The organism is Aeromonas sp. L_1B5_3 (assembly GCF_963866575.1).
In the GTDB taxonomy this organism is placed as follows: domain Bacteria; phylum Pseudomonadota; class Gammaproteobacteria; order Enterobacterales; family Aeromonadaceae; genus Aeromonas; species Aeromonas jandaei.
The window spans coordinates 1-18,322 of sequence record NZ_CAWMDN010000159.1 but is presented as its reverse complement, the minus strand read 5'-3'; the positions used below and the strand labels follow the sequence as shown (position 1 = coordinate 18,322).

Below are 18,322 nucleotides of genomic sequence, written 5' to 3'. Positions count from 1 at the left end.
CTCCACCATCATTCAAGAAAACCCGGCCTTGTGCCGGGTTTTCGCTTTTCTGGCCCATACGGTTTGCCACCCCTTGTCAGATCTGACAGTTGCATTTGCTGCCGATTCTGTTCACTTTGTCATCACCTTTATCAGAGTATTCACATCATGTTTGAGATCTGGGACGAACATGGCCATGCCACCGGGCTCACGCTGCAAGCCCTGAAAAAGCGCATGGAAGGCTATCAGGGCGACCTGATGGTTCGCTACAGCAACAAGCTTGGCCTGCCCACGACGCTCTTCGTGACAGTGAAGCAGGGTATTCCCTACCAGCGCTTCAAAGCGGGCAGCCCCAGACTTGACTGGGAGTGGCTGGCTGGCGCCACCAATGGCGCCATGCCCCGCACCATTCGCGAACAGCGCTTCGAGATGGCGCTTGCAGCCATCCACTAGATTACTGACTCACACCGCCAGCTCATCGACCAGCTGCTGTAACAGCGCACAAAACCGCGCAAGTTCATCGCCACACGCTGCGGCACCTTGTTGACGGATCCGTTCCTCCAGCCGCCAGCCCTGCTCCGCTGCCTCCGGGATCATCATGGCGAGCGTACCCGCCTGACGGTGCACCCACTCGGCCAAGGCGATATCTTCTTGCGGACGCATGCCAAGTCCACGCTCCAGTTCGTAACGGCACTGCTGCAATGCCTGTCGCAACGGCTCACCCGCGCCAAACAACGCGCTCACCACCGCGAGGTCGAGTAGCCGCTCGGAGGGGAGGATATGCCACTTCTGCAACATCTGGCGCAATCCAGCCAGCAGTACCGGCTTGCCGAGCAGATCGTCCATCCCGGCGGCAAAGCAGCGTTCGCGCTGTTCCGGCAACACGTTGGCGGTCATGGCGATGATCAGCAACCGCTCATCCTGATCCTCCTGCTCGCGCACCTTGCGGGTAAACTCGTAGCCGTCCATCACCGGCATCTGGCAATCGCACAGCACCAGATCGTAAGGAGTGCGCGCCACCATCTCCAGCGCCTGCTCCCCCTGCCCGGCCAGATCACAATGCAAGCCAAGCTGGCCAAGCTGGCGCATCACCAACGACTTGTTTAGCGGGTTATCCTCTACCAGCAGGATCCGATAGGGCAGCTGCTCGCTGGCTTCAGCCTGTTCGCGCAACGGGACCGGCAGCAAGGCATCGGCCAATCCCAGCTGGCGATAGCACACCTCGCGTACCGCATGCCAGGTCAGGGGATTGCTGTTGAGCAGATAACGCCCCGCTTCGCGCCGATAACCCATAGGCGAATTCAGCTCTACCAACCCGATCGCATCACCGGGAGCCTGTTCGCTGTCGCTAAAGTGCAGCTCCGCCCCACCCGCTTGCCCGGTGCAGCTCACCCCCAGCGCACCGAGGTGCAGTAACAGGGTGTGACGCAATTTTTCATCGCGCAGCTCGATGACAGCGCGCATCCCGGCGAGGTGCGGGTCTGGCTCGGAGTGGGCCACAACCGGCAGAGTCACGATCAGCGTGATAAAGGTGCCAAGGCCCGGCCAGCTCTGCAGTCCAATCTCTCCCTGCATCAATCCGGCAAGGGTGTGACAGATGCTGAGCCCCAGCCCGCTACCGCCGTAACTACGGGTAGTCGAGCTCTCCGCCTGTTCAAAAGCCTTGAAGATCCGGCTTTGTGCCTCGTCACTCATGCCAATCCCGCTATCTCGCACCCCAAACTGCAGCCGCTGTCTGCCCTCTGCCTCCTGCAATAGGGCAATGGAAAGCTCGATAAAACCGCGCTCGGTAAACTTGATGGCATTGCTGACAAAGTTGAAGAGGATCTGGCGCAGTCTTAGCACATCGCCATGAAAACGGGCGGCAACCTCCTGATCCGCCAGGAGATAGACTCGCAGCCCCTTGCGCTGCACCTCGCTGACCGTCATGGTCAGCACGCTGTCGATAAGCTCCCGCATCAGGAATGGCACTTCGTCGAGCACCATCTTGCCCGCCTCCAGCTTGGCGTAGTCGAGCACGTTGTCGATCAGCGCATGCAGCCCCTGTGCCCCCCGGTTGATGATCTCCACCATCTGGCGCTGATCTTCGCTCAACCCGGTCAGCGAGAGCTGCTCCGCCATACCAACGATGCCGTTCATCGGGGTACGGATCTCGTGGCTCATGGTGGCCAGAAATTCACCCTTTATGGTGGCTGCCGACTCGGCCCGCACCTTGGCGCTGGCCAGTGCCAGCTCGACCTGATGACGGCGGATGATCTCCTGCCGTAAGCGCCAGTAGGCGACGAGCAGTGTCAGGATAAACAAGCTGACGGCCAACCCCACTGGCAGCAGGGTGCGCACCAGTTTCGCCCTGGGGATCCCTTCGCTGTAATTGAGCGCTAACCAGCTGTTGCGGATCTGGCGCTGCTCCTTGTCACTCATGCTGGCCAGCACCCGGTTCACCAAAGGCAACAAGGGAGCGTACGGCTCACGTACCGCCACAGCCAGCTCATCCTTGAAGGGGGTAGGGGCGGCGATATGGAGTCGGTCATCAAACTGCTCGGTGATAAGACGGGAGACCACCACCAGATTGCCGATATAGGCATCCCCCTGCCCCGCGGCGACACGGGCGAGCCCATCGCAGGCATCACGGGTCGTGGTCAGTTTAAGGTCGGGCACCAGCGCCCTGAGCTCGGGGATCAACATGCCATCGGTCAGCAGCAACTGTTTGCCGGCCAGATCGGAGAGATCCCCGATAGGGAGACTGCCACGTGCAGTCACCAGTACCAACGGGAATGATGCGAAGGGCTCGCTGGCATGCCAACCCACCAGTTGCTTGATGATGCGGGCTGGTAATACAGCCAGATCGACCTCGTGATGCAGCAACAACTGCTGCAGATCTGGCCAGCTCTGTACAGGGACGCTGCTGTATGCCAGCCCCAACTTCTCTTGCAACAACGCCAGGTGATCCATCATCAAACCGACCGAATTGCCCTCCTCATCGCGGTAAGAGAAGGGCACCCAGCCAGGGAGTAATCCCAGCTTTAGCGGCGGCAGCGTCGAGAGCCAGCCACGCTCATCAGGACGCAGTAAAAAATTGCTGTGCCCCATGAAATTGGGCTCCAGACTCTCCCCCAACCAGCGTTTCTCCAGTTCACTGCGCGCCTCGACCGTCAGCGCCTGAATCGCCGTATCAAGCCGGATGGCAAGAGTGTGTTTCTGGCTGGCAATACCAAGGTGAAGGGTCTCCATCAACAAGGGGGATTGGGCGACCACTGCCAACGCCGGGTGACGCTCGATAAACAGATTGGCCACATGGAGATTGCCGATATAGGCATCTGCCCGACCTTGTTCAACCGCCTGCAATGCACGGCGTGTATCGACAAAGAGCCGAGGTGTGACATTGGGATAATGCAGCTTCACCAGTTTCTCGGTCAGAAAGCCTTTTTCGATGGCAATGCTCGCTGACTGCAACCGGCTCACATCCCGAAACAGGGGGCTGTCCTGGCGCACCACCACCACTGTCGGCGAGGTGTAGTAAGGCAGGCTATAAGTGACGCACTGGCGCACTTCAGAGTTAAAGGCATCAAGCAGGATATCCAACTTGCCACGGCAAGCATCTCCATACATGGCTTCCCAGTCCGGATAGATACGCCAGGCAATCCGATAGTCCAGTTTCTTGGCCAACTGCTCCATCAACTCGACACTGAAGCCGGCGGCGGCCTTGCCGTCCCACTGCTGAAAAGGGCCCCACCCTCCGGCCAATATTCCGACTTCAATCGTTGGGACAGAGGGACCAGATTTCGCCAATACGGCAGGCGTCAAGAACAAAACAGAGACAATAATTATGAATCGTTTGATTAATGACATAAGCGAACAATATATAGGCATAACGATTCAAATATATTTATCAAAAGATATATGCACCTGAAAAAATAGGGTGCGCACGGTAGTATAGAAATGTTAGCTTTGATAGCCTGAATATTATTCTTTGTTTTATAAGAGGCTCATCCATGTCCTTCAAGATTATTCTTGCCGATGACCACCCCTTGATTCTGACCGGGATCCGCAGCCTGATTGACCAGATAACCCCCAAATGTGATGTGATCGCCGAGGCATATCAGGTATCTGACTTGCTGAATTTATTGCAGCAACATCATTGTGATTTGCTGATCACTGATTTCAGCATGCCGGGAGATACCCGTAGTGATGGCATGGTCATGATCCAGCAGTTGCGCCGGGATTATCCCAATCTACCCATTATCGTGCTGACCCAAATCCAGAACAGTGCCATTTTGCAATCCCTTATTCAGGTTGGAGTAAAGGGTCTGATACTAAAGAAATCGGTTATTAATGAATTGGCTGATGCCATTCGCCAGATATTGCTCGGCCATCGCTATATTGGCCCGACAGTACAAATGCTGCTGGCCAGTGCCGGTATCTCCGGGCAAGGCAACAGCAACCCGCTGACGCCCAAGGAGAGTGAAGTAGTACGCCTGCTGGCCAGCGGCATGTCGGTTACTCAGGTTGCCGACTACCTTCATCGCAGCGTCAAAACCATCAGCACCCAGAAAAAGAGTGCCATGACTCGGCTGGGCATTAGCAGCGATAGCGCACTCTTTGACTATGCCAAAAGCAGCGGGCTCTGCTAATCGATAGCCGCATCAAAGATCAGGGTGACATCGCCTTTAAAGGAGGAGCCAGGATATTTCATCATCTCGGTAACTGTCCCCCCCACAATCTGAAATCGGATTGCTCTGGCCGCATTGATAACCGGCTTTCCCTGTAGGGGAAGCACAAATCTGTATGTGTTTGTAGTCAACAGCGTCATTTCATTGAGCCTGTTCACATAGTATGTTTTCAAAGGCACTGTTCGTCCCTTGCTATCTTTTAATGCACATTCGCTACTGGCGCTCCATTGATATTGGCAACGCAGCGCTACGGTAAATGGGGCACTAAACCATATCCGAAAAGGAAGGTCTTGCTGCAATATATTTGGCTCTCGTTTTCCACTATGAATCAAATTACTCCATCCACCAGGTGGCAACAAGGTTACTTGGCTATGGCCATCACTATCTCCTTTGGGAAAATCAACTTTCAATTGATGACGGACTGTCAGTGTAAATTTAAGTTCATGCTCTGTTCCCCCAGAATAGGTTGCATCACCCAGATCAATATCCTTATTACGACCTACCATTATTTTTAAACTACCGGTATATTTTCCATTTGACATGGTCAATGGATTGGGAGCTTTGAGGCGAAAACCATAAGTTATCCAGTCTACTGAGTATGATGTTCCATCACCACGTTGACTATTGTAATAACACTCTGATGGACCATTTTGCGCAACTGTTTTAATAGAAAATAATGTCAACTGTCCAGTTACTACTGAACTTGACCACCAGCCACGAGCTTCAAACTGCCTAAAACAGTCGCCATCAATACGACTCATGGGCCATCCATCATTATTAACAAGTGGATACCGCATATTAATTGCTTTTATACCTACATTAGTTGGTATAAATGTCAGCTCATATTGCTCGCCACTATTAATTTTCGTTAATGTTACTTTTTTAGGGCCAATCATCCTAAAGTAATTTATGTAGCTCTGTTTACCCTTAGTCGAATTGATGATTTTGGTTATCGATACGGGTAATTTTACTATGACAGACTCTTCCAAAGGTTTCTGTGGATTACAAAAACTCTGTTCCGATCCCATATCACAAGGTGTTGTGTTAATAAATCGCCCACCATTGATATCATAACCTTCTGGTTTATACTCCGCAGTAATATCAATCACATCCGCAAACAATGAGTGACTAAATATTAGCAGCAATAATATTTTAATGTTTTTCATTTTTTACAGTCATACTTGGTGAACATATTAACTCTCCCAACATAATAATCCCCGATGCATCCGGGCTGTTCTGCTCTCCTGACGAGTTGTTGCAACGGAGAGTGCCATTATGTTCCACGCTAAATTCTGGCTGCCGTCGACTCGCCTCCAGCGCAAAGAAGCCATCATTTTCGGTAAATACCCGCCCTACGGGGTTACTGACCATGGCACCGCGCAGTGGCTGGTTTTGCTCGTCCAGCAGGCGACCAATCACAGTAACGGTGCTCACAGCATTCACCTGCCCATAACTCACCCCACCGCGGTTAAGGTGGTAAGGGAGCACGGTGGGCTTGATGGTGAGCGGTGCTCCCTCGTGGTCAGCCATCTCCAGTTGCAGGGTACCGCTCTGCAAGGCTGGCACCGAGACCAGATGGCGACCGGGCCCAAGGGTCTGTACGCTACCCAGATCGTCGCTAACCCGGATCCGCGCCGCCTCATCATCAGTGTCGATATCGAGGATCATCGCCGCCTCATTGCCCATACCGCCCATCTCGCGAGAGCCCAGAGCCAGCTCACCTTCCTGCCCTATTGCCACCACACTTTCCAGGTTGACGCCGCCGGTCACCTCTGCGTTATAGGAGGATTGCTGGGCAAACAGGTCGCCACCCAACCAGGGCGACGCGAAACGGCCATAGCCGGATAGACCGGTACCATAGCTGTCGTGGGTGCTGCCCACGCTGACCTGACGCAACGGGCCCCAATCCACCTCCTGCTGGTAGTTGAGATAGGCGCTACGCTGGGCTCCGCCCGAGCGCGAGGTATTGCTGCCCAGCCCCAACGACAACTGGCGATCATCTCCCCCCAAGTTGATTGTGAGACTCAGCGTGCTACCGCGATCCCGCTGCTGCGCCGTGCTCTCGCTGCCGGGACGATCGAACAGGGTCACCCCCCAGGTCACCCAACGCCCCCACAACCGATCGCTATAGTGCCACCCCACATCAGCACCATTGCCACGACCAGACTGGTGAGAAACATAGACACCGAGGGAGCCCCACTTTTCCAGCGACTGCTGCAGTGACAGGCTGGACAACGAACTCGCCTCCCCCTGCTTGCGCAGATTGCGTGAATGGCTGGCAACCAGACTGCTGTTGCCATGCCAGTAGATCCCCTGCAAGTCGTAACCCCACCCCATGCCAACACTCTGGTTGAGGGAGGCAAAACCGTGGAGCTGGCTGGTCGCCTCCCAGTCGAGCGAGAGGGAGTGCTGGGCACGCTTGTCCACATACTGACTACCCGCCCCCACTACCAGCGAGGGAAGCAGCAGGTGGTTCACCGCAGCGCCACCACTGGCGCCTTCCAGATCGCTATCTCCCTGCCGCACCAGCCAGCGGGTCTGACGCCCGGCAAACAGGTTGAAACGCCACGGCTCCTCCGGCGTCTGCCAGTTGGAGGGTTTGTAGATCATCTCGCGCCAACGACGGGTCTCCTGACCATCCTCCAGCAGCCGCAGTTCCACCTCGTAGATACCACCGGGTAGCGAGCGGGTATCGAGCGCCTGCAGACCCGATACGACCGGCTGGGACTGGATCAGGTTGCCATCCCGATAGATCTCCACCATGCCCGGCCGTGCCGGTGCCACCTGGATCGGCGCCAGACTAGGTACCCCGCGTTCCCGTCGCAGCAGATCCGAGCTGCCCCACATCACGCCAAGTACTGTGGGCGTCGCACCACTGTAGTAGTTGGGCTGACGCACCAACCCCTGCGCCGAGGGAAAGAAGAAGCCGAGACGATAAAAATTGGCCTCATGGAGCCGTTCTCCATAGACCTGAGCCATCCCCAGATCAGTTGGCCCACCCTCTTGCCAAGTGGCATCCCCCTCCATAAAAGGGGTCCACTGTCCCCAGCTGCCCTCCAGCTGCAGGTTGTAGTGTCCATTGCGCTGGCTGCCCTGCACCAGGTTCAGCTGATTCTGGACGAGCAAGCCCTTGCTCTCTTGAGGCAACGCCATAAAACGCTGATCCCGCGCCCCCTGCTCCACCTGACCGGTCAGCACCGAGAGCTGGGACTCCTCCAGGCTGTATTGCAACCCCACTATGCCTTCAGGACAGGTCCGGCCACACTCGCCGAGCGGCAGATGGCTTCCCAGCTTGCTCAACCAGCGTTCACGCGCCCCCTCGTCAAACTCGCTATCCTGCACATCCATCAGTGAGAGAAGTTGTACCGAGTTATCCCGCCCGAGCAGCACCTCCCCATCCCCCAGCAGGCGACCGTCAACGGTGACTCGCACCATCAGCGGGACACCAAAAAAGTGCTCTTCAAACCCTTCGGGCAACTGCCGCGCCTGCTGCAACAGCAGTGCCGGATCTGCCGCTACCAACGGGGCAGAGAGCAACAGCCCGAGCAAGAGAAGAAGAGAACGAACCATGAAGTGCAACCTGAATGCCTGAAATCTTAATTAAAGGGGGCCTGATGGCCCCCGCGTGTTTATGTCAACGGCTACACTTTCGGCGCTTCGGATTCAAACATCATGCTGACAATCCCCTGATAGTTGCCGGGTTTGTAGCCACCGTTTGGTGCCACGGCCGGAACAATCTCCAGCCCAACCTTTTTGCCGGTATTGGCATCCGCCTGGTTCAGCAAGTCGGCGGATGTGGTGGTCAGTGCGACCCCCGCCACCTTGACCGTCAATCCGATGCTCTCCTTGCCACTGATAATGGTGGCGGGATAGAGCAGATAGCCCTTGATGGGGCCAATGGTGCTCTTCATCTCCAGCTGCTTGGTTAATGGCTCCAACTGCTGACTAAAAGAGTTAAAGGCCAGTTTTTGCGGGGTACTCATCCAATCCCCTACGGGCTGCACATAAAAGTTTTCGGTCGGGATCTGCGCCGTTACCGTCACCGTATGCTCTACTCGCTCGGCCGCCATCAGCGTATTGCTCGCTAACAGCAAGGCCGGGATGATCGATAACTTCTTCATAACTACTCCTTCAGGTGTGATTACCTGTCTTGTGATAGATCGGGATTCAGAGCTTTAGCTCCCGGAATACCGACTTTTTCCCTTCAATCAGTTCAAAACGAACTATTCGGGTTGCCTCTTCACTGACCCGCTTTTTAACGCCAGGCAGCAGATGCATCTTCTCCGGCTGACTGCATGACCTCTCTTTTTCGCCACACAGCTCCAGATAATCGAGAATAACGGTGGCATTGCCCCGGTTCTCCACATAAAGGGCCCCGGTTTCACGTTCAATCCGGGTGTCATAACGGGTCTCTTTGGGTGCCACAAACAGAATGGTGCCAAAACCGGTCATGATGCTGACACCGGCACTTATTTGCTGTTGTGGTGGTAATTCGGTTATTTCATCATCCTGTGGCTTGACCGGTACAAAACGCACCCGAAAATAACGTTCCCGCTCCCGCTCTCCCATATAGATAAAGCGGGTGGCCTGCATGCTGCTTGCGGGAATAATCAACCTTGATGGGCTGGTCACCAGCTGACGAACGCCCTCCTCAGGTAACTCCCGCTCCTGTGGCACACCATCAGCACCATATACAATCTCGGCCAGCGTTATTTTGACAAAGGCCGTCTCATCACCAATATTTCTAACCCGCTTTAGCAGGGTGGTTTTCTCTGCCGGCATATAGTCATATAAAGTACCAACGCTGATATCCGGCGATGCCAATGCATTACTGCTCAATATAAACAGCAACAAAATAGAAAGCTTATTCATGGGTATTATCACACTGCTAAAATAGAAAGAGGCTCTGTCACACCAGAGCTCTAATAAACATTTACTTGCAAACAGCCTAATCAGTATATTTTGTTTGGTTGTTCATCATTAAGGCCAGTCTAGATAATGCTCACACCAAACTTAATCGGAATAATCTGATATTGCCAAACCACTTCCCTCTCTATTTCCCTCTCAATAATCGGACAATTCCTACAGCCAGACTTCTGTTGCCTCTCGTATTATTCGCAGCTATATCCGTCAACAGGTGAGTGCCATGTTTGCGTTCAAAGAAGAGTTTCCGGTCAGTGGCGTGGCATCCCTGACGACAGCGGACATTGCCGTACCCTTTTATCAGCCAATCGTTGACCGGGATCGCCAGATCATCGGCTTTGAAGCGCTGGCCAGACGCTGGGATCCCTCCCGGCAGGGCTACCAGGGCATCGACTTCCTGACTCTGAGCCAGGGTGAAGCTCTGGACATCGATATAGTGATACTGAGAGCGATTTGGCGTGACCTGCCCGTACTGGCACGCCATGCGCCCTGCTCTCTCTCCATCAACTTGAATCCTGCTCTTGAGAGCTCGACATACCAGAACCTGCTGTTGCTGGTGATCCTGCAGGCTCGCAAGCTGGGGATAGCGATCTGGTTCGAGGTGCTGGAACATGCGCCGCTCTATCGCAAACATCGGGAGCTGATCGAAGTGCTGCGCAGCCACGGCGCTCATATCGCCTGCGATGATTTCGGCACCCAGGAGTGCAATTTTCAGCGGGTGATGGCGCTCCCCTACGAGATCATCAAGCTGGATCGCTCCCTGCTGCTGCAGGCGAGCAAGAGTAGCCATGCTTTGCGGATGCTGAGCGGTCTGGTGGAGTATCTGCAGCGCTTTGACATGAAGGTGGTGTGCGAAGGGGTCGAGACCCTGACTCACATCGAGATCGCCAACCAGCTCGGCTGCGACTATCAGCAGGGCTATGCCCACGCCATGCCCGCCCCCCTGTCTCGCTGGGCCTGACAGCGATACACCCCGTTCCTCTTTATCCCTGCCAAATTGCATGATGGCGTGGGGGCGAGTACAATCTCGCACCCCGAATATCTGGCGCATATTTTATAAGCGTGCAGGCTGGATATGCCGTTATCGGGTGGCAGAGCACCATGTAATGGCTCGCGCTGCTGCTCAATCCATACGGCGCCATCAGGTGGCGCCGTCCTGATTTGCAATCAGAACGCAATATAACATACCGCCATAAATTCAGTCACTTACAACAATCTTCAAATTGATATCCATGGAACTATACACAATGCTAGTATGAGACTGCGTTGAGTATTAGGGGCTTCTCATGAGCGATTTGATCGATGTGTTGAGTAAATTTTCTGTACATGACTTGGCTAGAATGCTGGCAGAGAGGATCGAGGCTGACAGTCAGAGCACGTTCAAAAATCGTCATGATTTGGGCGGGGGCATAACACTATTCAAACAAAAAGGCAGCTCCAGATGGCACTGTAGAGTCCATCAACCAGCAGATGGCATTTATGACTATCGTCAGAGCACACGGAAACTCGACTTACGAGATGCAACGTCCGAAGCACATCAAATAGCACTGATGTTAAAAATTAAATTATCGAGTGGTGTTGCGCTTAAAAAGGGTATTACGTTTAAAACAATAGCGAATGAAATCGTTCAATTCTACTTGAAGCGCTCTAAGCCTATAGATACATACTACATTAGCCTGATCAAGAATCACCTCCTTCCATATTTTGGTGAGCAAGAGATTGCTAGCATCAACGATAGATCAGTTAGACTGTTTTGGAATAAATACTGTGAGACTCATGATGCTCCAGGAAAATCACTTGCCAACTCAATCCATATTGTATTGAGAAGAATCTTGCTTGAAGCAAAAGAACAAGCCCTCATAAGCTCGATACCTGACATGAGTAATAAAGTAGAAACTAAAAATATTATAAAAGGAGAGTGCTGGGAACCTAATCAAATAAAAACAATTTTTGATAAATTAACTAAATGGCAATCATTATCCCCAACAAACACCGATAGAGTAATTTTTAACTTGTATTGCAGGTTTCTTTATTTAACCGGTATTAGAACAGGGAATGAGGCACTTGGTGTTAGATGGGATGATCTAAAAACAGAAAAAGATTATTACTTAAAAGTACGCAAGGGGAAAATGGAGGGCACGATAAAAGAGGGCCGTGAGATGATTATTTCAAGGAGTGGGCAGGAGAGCAAGGTTATAATTGAGGTAATGTCTCCGCTAGCTAAAATACAGGGATTTGAAAAAATTTCTGAAGCCAAAGCTAAGGCTCCAAGCCAGTGCCTATTCGAACTAAAACGTCCTGCCGAAATTTGGCGTTCTTTCGCTGATGAGATGGAAGTTGAAGGAACATTGTATTGGTTCAGGCATACCTATATAACTAATGAGATACTTAGGGGAGAGCCGCTTGCACACATTGCTGCGCAGGTCGGCAACAGCGTAAAAATGATCGAACGGCACTACTCTCATGCAACTATGAGACGAATTCGAACTGCTGAATTGGATAGAAATAAAAAAGACAAATGATAAATAGATAGATTTCTAACGTTGAATAAAAATACTATCACTACCATAGCGAGTGAGTGATATCTGAGCACAATTGAAATTTAAACACCCGCGTGTTAGCTTCGCACACGCTCGTGCCACTTCGTTGTTATTCGATTTGTATTATTAGGCGCTTCGCTTTAAAATTTTAGGGCTTCGCCCTCATTTTATCAAAAAATTGACACCCGCATAAATTCTTGTATATGGTCGGGACTTTTTTTATGAACAGATGGCATTACTATTTTTAGTTATGGAAATCGTTAATTGTTTACCAACCAAATTGAAATTCGATGGCACACTACTTTTCCATAATTTTCCATGAAGAGGTGGTTATTTCTATGAACATCATTATGATGAACCCACTTATCTCAAGATGAGGGCTGAGGGTGATAATACCATTTTCATGGCTGGTATTAATTCTGTGTATGGCCACTAAGCTTAAAACGTATAGATTGACATCATAGCGAACAGAAAAGGAACTGGCCATCATGATGCTCAGTGTTTTACACTGAGCAATAGAGATACTGAGTTTTTTTCGTAATAAGAGGAGTCTTCTTTTAAGAAGATCTTCTTAAACAGCTGAAAAACGAAATGGCTGAAGCCCTTGTAGGGCAAGGGCTGCAAGAGATTTCACAATCAATTTTCGTACCATGAATTAACGTAGCAACGTACCATGTTTTAACGCTGACGGCGTACATCGCTTTAACGTCATGGGTTACTATTTTCTACAGCCCCATTGATGACTCTTAAACGCTTCACCTCAACCTGCCTATTAGAGCCAACCTTGTCATTAAACCGAACTCTCCAGCCGTCCAACTCGCTGAGCTGCTTCAATGCAGTAACAATCTCAGCACGTTTACGCCTTATCTCTTTTTTTTCATACTCTGTTTTTGATTTAGATTGGTGAGGCTTGCATGGCTCTCCCCAAATCCGCTGTACTAGGGTATCTATATAAGGAGATAAGTGGTAGCCATGATTGATATTGAATGAAAGCCATGCATGAAGTAGCTTAGCTATATTTGAACTAAGCAAACGACGTTCCTCCAAACATATCCTAGCGTATTGTCCCCCATCGACCGCATATGCAATTTTGGAGTTCAACACAACATAGACGACATCTTCCTCACCAATGACTGATGTGTTGTTGATTAGATAACTCAGTAGCCCAGATCTCCACTTTCTCTCTCCCTTAAATATAAGTAAATTAACATTATTTAATCTATTTAAGCATTTCTTCAACCTATTGTATTCATGACCCGATCTATTCCACCCTAGAATGTTTAAAATGTCGGTCTGTGTAGTAGTTACTAACGCACATTGTTCAGTTTCAGCATCAAAACTTACATTCAAATTATTCCACAATAGAGTCGACTTCGGTCCGGTATTAGCTGACGAAATTATTTTACTCTCTATACCAGCTAGGGCGATTAATGCGAGAAGTACGCTTTGGTCTGAGCTATCAAGCCCTTCTGCCAATTCAGCACACAGTCTTTCATGACCACTTTCAATATCTAGTATAATATTTTTTGGACGCTTACCACTTGGCATAGGCATGAACAACCCAGGTATTCGCCCTAAAAATGGGGCAGCCAGAGCAAAATTCTTTACATTGTGGTCATTATTTTTAGAAATTTTCATCAACTATTGCTTTAGTTTTTTTATTTTCACAGGGTGGCTGGATATTCTTATCTTTCCTAGTGTTTTGGGCTCCTACCAAACGACTATCACGGTCTATGACAACCAAGGTATCAATAGTTTTTCCTTTTGTGGTTTTCCCTATAGCCTCGATTTTTAGATTTATTTCCATTTTTAATCCATCGCTCCCCTCCTTATTTTTGGTGCATTCTAATTTAGTAGTTAGCGCATCATTGCCTTCTATCTTAGCTATAAAATACTCACTGTCTAATGCAGCTTTGAATGAATATGCCCCTCTTGCTCCCTGACCCAAATCTTTTCCTGTGTGATGCACAATGAGAATTGTCGCACCAGTTTTGCATTTTATTTCATCACAACCGGCGATGAATTTCCCCATATCCTCAGCAGAATTCTCATTACCGATAAAACTACGTGCAAGCGTATCAATAACAATCAATCTTACAGGCAAATTAGTTTCTTCTTGAACATTCTTTGTAGCCAAAATTAAATCAGTAACAACCTGTGGTTGTGATACAAATATTGGTTGTGATATACGGTACAGATTGTCTAGGTCATGCCCATCATTGTATTTATTAATCCAGGCGTGCATGCGTTTTTTCATGCCATTGCTTCCCTCGGCAGCAACATAGATTACAGCACCATGTTTTACCTCCCTGCCCTGCCATTTCTTCCCTGATGCGATCCGACAGGCAATATCCATTATAATGAACGATTTTCGCGAACCGCTGGGACCGTAAAATCCAGCTAGCGAATTTTCGTCTAAAAGATCTTCAACTAAAAATTGGTCGTGATCGAAATTTATCGATCCAGCGCCCCTTTCCATAATAAATTTGTTTTTCGGGGAAGATATAGTTTCCATTTCCAATCCACTAATAGAACAATAAAATAAAAAGATCCAAATGTTAACATTAATTCATCAATTAAAATTAGCTAAACAGAAAACTCAGCTACGGAAACCAAAAAAACGCTCAATATACTATCATTAGCTATACAACTAACAAGCAAAAATAGCTTTTCATAGGTGCTAGTAGGCGTTGTTGCCCAAATCAGCCAGCAAGCGACGGTGGTATCCCGATATCTTCTTCCAGTGCGCCAGACCTTCCTTGCGCATCGCCAGCACCGCTTCATTTCTTGTTCTATAACCCCGCGTGCTTGCGAGGCGGGATACAGGCTGTCGCCCCTTTGCGTGAGATAAGCGGATCCCAGCTTGCGCCGCAGTGGGTTGAGTAAGGTGGGCAGGACATCTTCCAGCGAGACTTCTGCTGCCACGATATCGTGGGTTGCCGAGTCCACCGCCAGATGTAACTTGCGCCACACTCGCCGCTTCTCGGCGCCGTGTTTTCTGACCTTCCCTCGCCTTCGCCAAATACCTTCAGGCCAGAAGAGTCGATGACCAGGGAACTGGGAACGATTCATACGCCCCTTGGCGGGTTGTCGATAGGCCACCGTCACCGTGCGTGCTCGCTTGCTTGCTGACACATAGATGGTCGCCCCGGTTTGCCAAGCCCTCAATCAATGAAAGTGAGTCAGGTTGAGATTGCAGCCATAGATCCGGATTTCACCGAGGCAACAGCCTCTATCCCTGATGGAATTCGCTGACTGGCTCCTCTATCAGCTAAACACACTTATTAGTGCCCTGTGTCTGTCGGGTTTTGCCAGTCACGGTCTGACCTGCCTCGCCATCACGTCATGATCGCCCGTGCAATCGGTGGTACTTTCTAACGCTGGTTGTTAACTCGATACTTTGTCACGCTTGCTATGAAACACCGTTCCTGTGCTAGCTATTGCGCTCAGGCCGCTACTGCGTGATCAGCATCGTACTCGCGCTCATGGGCAAGTAATGCCCAGATGATGCGTGCATTCTTGTTGGCCAGTCCCACTACCGTTACATTATGGTTACGTCGCTCCATGACCCCCGCAAGCCAGCTTCCTGCGTACTCTGTCTTACGCTCAGCGACCCGGAGCACGGAGCGGGCCCCGTGGATCAGCAGTGTGCGTAGATAGATGTCACCGCGTTTGCTTATCCCCAACAGGGTCTGCTTGCCGCCGCTGGAATGTTGCTTGGGTACCAAGCCCAGCCAGGCTGCTAGCTGGCGGCCATTTTCGAACTGCTTTGCATCGCCGATAGACGCTACCAGTGCACTGGCCGTGAGAGGACCAATACCCGGCATCTTAGCCAGCTTCTGGCTTGCCGAGTTTTTTTTGTGCCAACACCAGATCTGCTCTTCCAGTTCATTCACCTGCTTGGCGAGCTCTTTGAGGTGCTCCCCTAAACGCGCTCAATTAATTGACGAAACGTTCCGGGTAGGTTGTTCTCTGCATCCTCCAGGAGCTCGGGCAATCGTAGGCTAATGTGTGCAATACCTTTAGGGACAATGATGCTGCCATGTTCAGCCAGCAGGCCCCTGATTTGATTAGCTTGTGCCGTTCTGGCTTTGACGAACCCTTGCCTTGCGCGATGTAGCGCCAACACGGCTAACTGCTCGCCATTTTTTATTGGCACAAACCGCATATTGGGTCGGGTGACGGCTTCGCAGATAGCTTCTGCATCCGCAGCATCGTTCTTGTTGGTCTTCACATAGGGCTTAACGAACTGCGGCGCCATCAGTTTGACGGTATGCCCCATTCCTTGCAGTTTATTGGCCCAGTAATGGGCACTGCCGCATGCCTCCATGCCGATCAGGCTAGGAGGAAGATTGGTAAAGAATGAGAGCATCTGATCCCGCTTCAACTGTCGCTTGAGGACCGTCTTGCCATGTTGATCAACGCCATGTAATTGGAAGAGATGTTTTGCCAGATCAATGCCGATAGTCGTAGCCTTCATGGTGGTCGCCTCTCTCATCAGTGGGAACTTACATTCGCCACTTTGGCACTCAGATGCCGTTTTGGGGAGGGGCGACCATCCCATTAGCTATAGTCCGGCGCGCACAGCGGTAAGTTCATCAACTCGGACAAGGAGTCGAGTAGCCCCTGAGTTGCGCGAAGCGTGAGGCTGAAAATCCCTTTGGGCATCAGGAAAGTAGGGATAGTTTGGTCGGTGTAGAGCTGGCTGCGTCCCCGTCGTCAGTGATGGGGTGAAGCGATGCGCCCATGATGCAGAGTTGAAGAGGGATGGTAGTGATCAGATCACAGAGCCCTAAGTTAGTTCCATTCAATCTGCATCAATTTGGGCAACAACTCCGACTGGCTGGAATGCCAGGCATGACTAATGATGGCCCTCTGAGATACGGCTCCGTATGAGTGTCAACATCTTATGTCAGATACTTGTTTACACCTTTCTTAGCTCCTGAGGTATCGGCCAATTTTCCTTAAAATCCATAAATTCGGCAACAAACGAAGCCATCAAGCTCTTAACAAATTCATCATATACGGATTGATTGATAGTAACATGTAGGAATGACTCCACTCTCAAGGAATCTCCTACTGCGGCTAAGAAATCCGCATCTTGAAAGGTTAGTGTCACTGTGCCACTTTTTTGATTCTGGCTCAGAACGATCTGCTGATTAGACATTTTCCACCTCGAAATGATGCTTATATGCAGTGTCATTATATGCGTGTAATCACAGCCGTGTACAGTGCGCCGTATAACGTAGACCATAGATCCTCTAGTGAGGAGATAAAATGGATTCTGACGAGTTTGAGCTGGCGATGCTCGCAACTGCATTCGGTAAAAATGTACGAGAACTGCGGTCTGCACGAGGTATGCAACAGGAAAAACTAGCGCTAATTGCTGGTATAGACCGTGGTCATATGGGAAAAATCGAACGTGGGGAGACTAGGGTAACCCTTGAAAAAGTTTATTTGATCGCAAAGGCCCTTGGGGTCTCGCCTGCGTCATTGCTGCCATAGCCATAGCATGGCTGTTGCTCTTACCCAATGGCCCGCCCTGGATTTGCAATAAACTCGAACACGTCAAACACCTCACCTTATCACTGCATACAAACCGCCCTGAGCTGGTTTGGTACAGTTTCAGCTCCAGGCGGATCCATACAAAACCACACTCGTTGTCATCAGACGCATCAGGGAGATGCGTCACATTCGGCCAGAAGTTTGCCCACAAACGCTACATCCGGTGCTCCGTCGACCCTCACAGAGTAGCGATGATACTAGGCAGTCCTCTCATGAGGCCTGTAGGGAAAGGAGACCTTATTTAGGAAATCGTCGGTGTCACAACTCACAAACGCATCGCCCAGACAGCCGATTAGGAAGCCAGCAGGTATCTCAATCCTCTCGTTGTGACTACAACAAAACCGTTGAAAACAACAACCCTGTGCCTGGGAGATATTCTGAAAAAATCGCTGATACCGAGATTGATGTACTGTAAGCATTTCACGATACTTATAATGCAAATGCCTGCGGGCATTGATGTACTGATCACTCCGTTGTCAGCTGACAATCGCCATCGCTGGACAGGACGAGTTCCATCTCACACTACCGATAATCCATCTGCCAGAAAGCACCGAGCCGAAGATCGGCCAGCAGCTTGGTTTCCATTTCTCGATACCGATAATGCGGTTTCCAGCGGCTACTGAGGCGCAGATCACCTCGTTGTCA

Annotated in this window: 13 protein-coding genes and 3 pseudogenes; 5 read left to right on the top strand and 11 right to left on the bottom strand. The window is 50.7% G+C overall.

Features of this window, described 5'->3' with window-relative positions; translation table 11 throughout:
* Positions 1–147 precede the first annotated feature (147 nt).
* The gene (locus tag AACR93_RS20645; protein WP_041210732.1) at positions 148–432 is read left to right on the top strand and encodes a hypothetical protein; all 285 of its coding nucleotides are present in this window, start codon (positions 148–150) and stop codon (positions 430–432) included.
* A gap of 9 nt (positions 433–441) precedes the next feature.
* Here AACR93_RS20645 and AACR93_RS20640 read toward each other — a convergent pair whose 3' ends face one another.
* Positions 442–3,723 carry an ATP-binding protein gene (locus tag AACR93_RS20640; protein ID WP_231556994.1) on the bottom strand — a complete coding sequence of 1,094 codons (3,282 nt, stop codon included), beginning with the start codon at positions 3,721–3,723 and terminating at the stop codon, positions 442–444.
* Between the two features lie 248 nt (positions 3,724–3,971).
* Between AACR93_RS20640 and AACR93_RS20635 the strand changes: the two genes are divergently transcribed.
* Entirely contained in the window at positions 3,972–4,610 is a 639-nt protein-coding gene (locus AACR93_RS20635) for a response regulator (RefSeq protein WP_043851848.1), read from the top strand.
* On the opposite strand, the gene AACR93_RS20630 is transcribed toward AACR93_RS20635, so the two are convergent.
* The 4 genes from AACR93_RS20630 to AACR93_RS20615 all read right to left on the bottom strand — a co-directional run bounded on the left by AACR93_RS20630 (position 4,607) and on the right by AACR93_RS20615 (position 9,521).
* Entirely contained in the window at positions 4,607–5,815 is a 1,209-nt protein-coding gene (locus AACR93_RS20630) for a hypothetical protein (RefSeq protein WP_231556992.1), read from the bottom strand. The genes AACR93_RS20635 and AACR93_RS20630 overlap by 4 nt on opposite strands.
* Positions 5,802–8,219: a TcfC E-set like domain-containing protein gene (locus AACR93_RS20625; RefSeq protein WP_043851846.1), complete on the bottom strand. Its 2,418-nt coding sequence runs from the start codon at positions 8,217–8,219 to the stop codon at positions 5,802–5,804. The genes AACR93_RS20630 and AACR93_RS20625 overlap by 14 nt, the downstream gene beginning before the upstream one ends.
* Positions 8,220–8,290: 71 nt before the next feature.
* The gene (locus AACR93_RS20620) at positions 8,291–8,770 is read right to left on the bottom strand and encodes a CS1 type fimbrial major subunit (RefSeq protein WP_043851845.1); all 480 of its coding nucleotides are present in this window, start codon (positions 8,768–8,770) and stop codon (positions 8,291–8,293) included.
* Positions 8,771–8,816: 46 nt separating this feature from the next.
* Positions 8,817–9,521 (bottom strand): hypothetical protein, encoded by a 705-nt coding sequence (locus tag AACR93_RS20615; protein WP_043851844.1) that lies wholly within the window; start codon positions 9,519–9,521, stop codon positions 8,817–8,819.
* Positions 9,522–9,795: 274 nt separating this feature from the next.
* Here AACR93_RS20615 and AACR93_RS20610 point away from each other — a divergent pair, with 274 nt between their 5' ends.
* Together AACR93_RS20610 and AACR93_RS20605 are read left to right on the top strand one after the other, a co-directional pair.
* Positions 9,796–10,533, top strand: coding sequence for an EAL domain-containing protein (locus tag AACR93_RS20610; RefSeq protein ID WP_043851843.1), 738 nt, complete (start codon positions 9,796–9,798; stop codon positions 10,531–10,533).
* Between the two features lie 325 nt (positions 10,534–10,858).
* Positions 10,859–12,094 (top strand): site-specific integrase, encoded by a 1,236-nt coding sequence (locus tag AACR93_RS20605; RefSeq protein WP_043851842.1) that lies wholly within the window; start codon positions 10,859–10,861, stop codon positions 12,092–12,094.
* Between the two features lie 726 nt (positions 12,095–12,820).
* On the opposite strand, the gene repC is transcribed toward AACR93_RS20605, so the two are convergent.
* The 6 genes and pseudogenes from repC to AACR93_RS20575 form a co-directional block, all read right to left on the bottom strand.
* Positions 12,821–13,750 carry a replication protein C, IncQ-type gene (repC, locus tag AACR93_RS20600; protein ID WP_082044164.1) on the bottom strand — a complete coding sequence of 310 codons (930 nt, stop codon included), beginning with the start codon at positions 13,748–13,750 and terminating at the stop codon, positions 12,821–12,823.
* Positions 13,737–14,627, bottom strand: coding sequence for a helicase RepA family protein (locus AACR93_RS20595; protein WP_043851840.1), 891 nt, complete (start codon positions 14,625–14,627; stop codon positions 13,737–13,739). Before AACR93_RS20595 ends, repC begins: the two co-directional genes overlap by 14 nt.
* A 186-nt stretch (positions 14,628–14,813) precedes the next feature.
* Positions 14,814–15,250, bottom strand: a pseudogene (locus tag AACR93_RS20590) (transposase); the annotation flags it as partial.
* 308 nt (positions 15,251–15,558) lie between these two features.
* A pseudogene (locus AACR93_RS20585) lies at positions 15,559–16,592 on the bottom strand (IS110 family transposase).
* Between the two features lie 86 nt (positions 16,593–16,678).
* Positions 16,679–16,831, bottom strand: a pseudogene (locus AACR93_RS20580) (transposase); the annotation flags it as partial.
* A 205-nt stretch (positions 16,832–17,036) separates the two neighbouring features.
* On the bottom strand, positions 17,037–17,279 hold the full coding sequence (locus AACR93_RS20575; RefSeq protein WP_043851850.1) for a hypothetical protein: 243 nt from the start codon (positions 17,277–17,279) through the stop codon (positions 17,037–17,039).
* 110 nt (positions 17,280–17,389) lie between these two features.
* Here AACR93_RS20575 and AACR93_RS20570 point away from each other — a divergent pair, with 110 nt between their 5' ends.
* Positions 17,390–17,617 carry a helix-turn-helix domain-containing protein gene (locus AACR93_RS20570; RefSeq protein WP_081043428.1) on the top strand — a complete coding sequence of 76 codons (228 nt, stop codon included), beginning with the start codon at positions 17,390–17,392 and terminating at the stop codon, positions 17,615–17,617.
* Positions 17,618–18,322 lie beyond the last annotated feature (705 nt).